Genomic DNA, 1,891 nt, shown 5'->3' with positions numbered 1-1,891 from the left:
GCGGGCCCCCGGCGTCGTGGCGCACGGCGGGGGGGGGCGAGGCCGGGGGGGGGCGGTGGGGGGGGTTGGCGGAGTCGCTCTAGGGCGCTGCCCATGGGGGGCCCGTGGTGCCCCGCTACGGGCTGGCGGCATCTTCCCCCCGGATTGTGGCGGGGGGAGGGGAGCTACGGCCGAAGGCCGAGCCCGCGACTGCGGGCCGCCGGCCGTCCGGCGCCCTCGCGGAGGGCCAGCCGCGCAAGCGGCGGTGCGGCCCGTGAGCGAAACCTTAATCGGCCGAAGGCCGAGCCCGCGACTGCGGGCCGCCGGCCGTCCGGCGCCCCCCGCGGAGGGCCAGCCGCGGCAGCGGCGGTACGGCCCGTGAGCGAAATTAAGCCGCCTTCTTTTTCGGCTGGATCAGGCCGCGCTCGACCAGCAGCTCGGCGATCTGCACCGCGTTGAGCGCCGCGCCCTTGCGCAGATTATCGGAAACGATCCACATCGACAGGCCGTTGTCGACGGTCGAATCCTCGCGGATGCGCGAGATGAAGGTGGCGTCCTCGCCGGCCGATTCCAGCGGCGTGATGTAGCCGCCGTCCTCGCGCTTGTCCAAGACCTGGCAGCCGGGAGCATCACGCAGGATATCGCGCGCCTCGTCGGCGGTGATCGGCTTCTCGAACTCGATGTTGACCGCTTCCGAATGGCCGATGAACACCGGCACGCGCACGCAGGTCGCCGTCAGCTTGATCTTGGGGTCGAGCATCTTCTTGGTCTCGGCCACCATCTTCCACTCTTCCTTGGTGAAGCCGTCGTCGAGGAAGACGTCGATATGCGGAATGACGTTGAAGGCGATGCGCTTGGTGAACTTCTTGACGTCGACCTGGTCGGCGACGAACACGGCACGCGTCTGCGTGAACAATTCGTCCATGCCTTCCTTGCCAGCGCCCGACACCGACTGGTAGGTGGCGACGACGACGCGCTTGATGGTCGCGAAGTCGTGCAGCGGCTTCAGCGCCACCACCAGTTGCGCCGTCGAGCAGTTCGGGTTGGCGATGATGTTCTTGCGCGTGAACAGCGAGATCGCGTCCGGGTTCACTTCCGGCACGATCAGCGGCACATCCTGGTCGTAGCGGAAGGCCGACGAATTATCGATGACGACGCAGCCCTGCTTGCCGATCTTCGGCGACCATTCCTTGGAGACGTTGCCGCCGGCCGACATGATGCAGATGTCGGTGTCGGAAAAATCATACTGGTCGAGTGTCCTGACCTTCAGCGTGCGGTCGCCGAACGACACTTCCGTGCCCTGGCTGCGCCGCGAGGCCAGCGCCACGACTTCGCTTACCGGAAAACCGCGCTCTTCCAGTATGTTGAGCATTTCCCGGCCCACATTGCCCGTGGCGCCGACGACTGCAACCTTGAAACTCATCGAAATCTCCTGTCCCTCTCCGCTTGGTTTTTGGAGAAAACCCGCTGGCCGATGCGGGTTCCGTCCCCCGGGCCGAACCCGGGAGAGGGTGGTTAGGCCAAGGGAATCACACCGTTTTGGTGGTGGTTTTTTTGGCCGTAGTTTTGCTGGAACGAGGGGACGCGCCGACACGCCCGGCCCAATGGTTCGCATTGAGGCTGGGGGCATCGAATGCAAGAAGAGCCATCAAAAGGCCGCGCATCGAAAAACGATCCCGTTCGAAGCGGGCTTTTACGCGGTTTGCGGCAGGAGTCAATTGTCGGCGAGGCGGCAGTTGCTCGGGTTTCCAGATCGTGTCGACGCGCCGGCGCCGCCCCTCATCGCCCTGCCGGGCACTTCTCCCCGTATAGTGACGGGGAGAAGGACGCTGTCACCACGGGTTTCGCCAATCACCAGCGCTGCAGGAATGGCGCCGAAGGATGCTGCCAGCGTCCCTCTCCCCGTCACTAT

At 65.6% G+C, this 1,891-nt stretch carries 1 protein-coding gene and 1 pseudogene; both read right to left on the bottom strand.

Annotated features, from left to right (window positions below):
• Positions 1 to 367: 367 nt before the first annotated feature.
• Positions 368 to 1,402, bottom strand: a complete 1,035-nt coding sequence (locus tag JT360_RS32960; protein WP_214477582.1) for an aspartate-semialdehyde dehydrogenase — start codon at positions 1,400 to 1,402, stop codon at positions 368 to 370.
• Between the two features lie 291 nt (positions 1,403 to 1,693).
• Positions 1,694 to 1,891: pseudogene (locus JT360_RS32955) on the bottom strand (hypothetical protein); the annotation flags it as partial.

Source organism: Mesorhizobium sp. dw_380, assembly GCF_018588885.1.
Taxonomy (GTDB): Bacteria; Pseudomonadota; Alphaproteobacteria; order Rhizobiales; family Rhizobiaceae; genus Mesorhizobium.
This window is presented reverse-complemented; position numbering and strand designations above follow the sequence as displayed.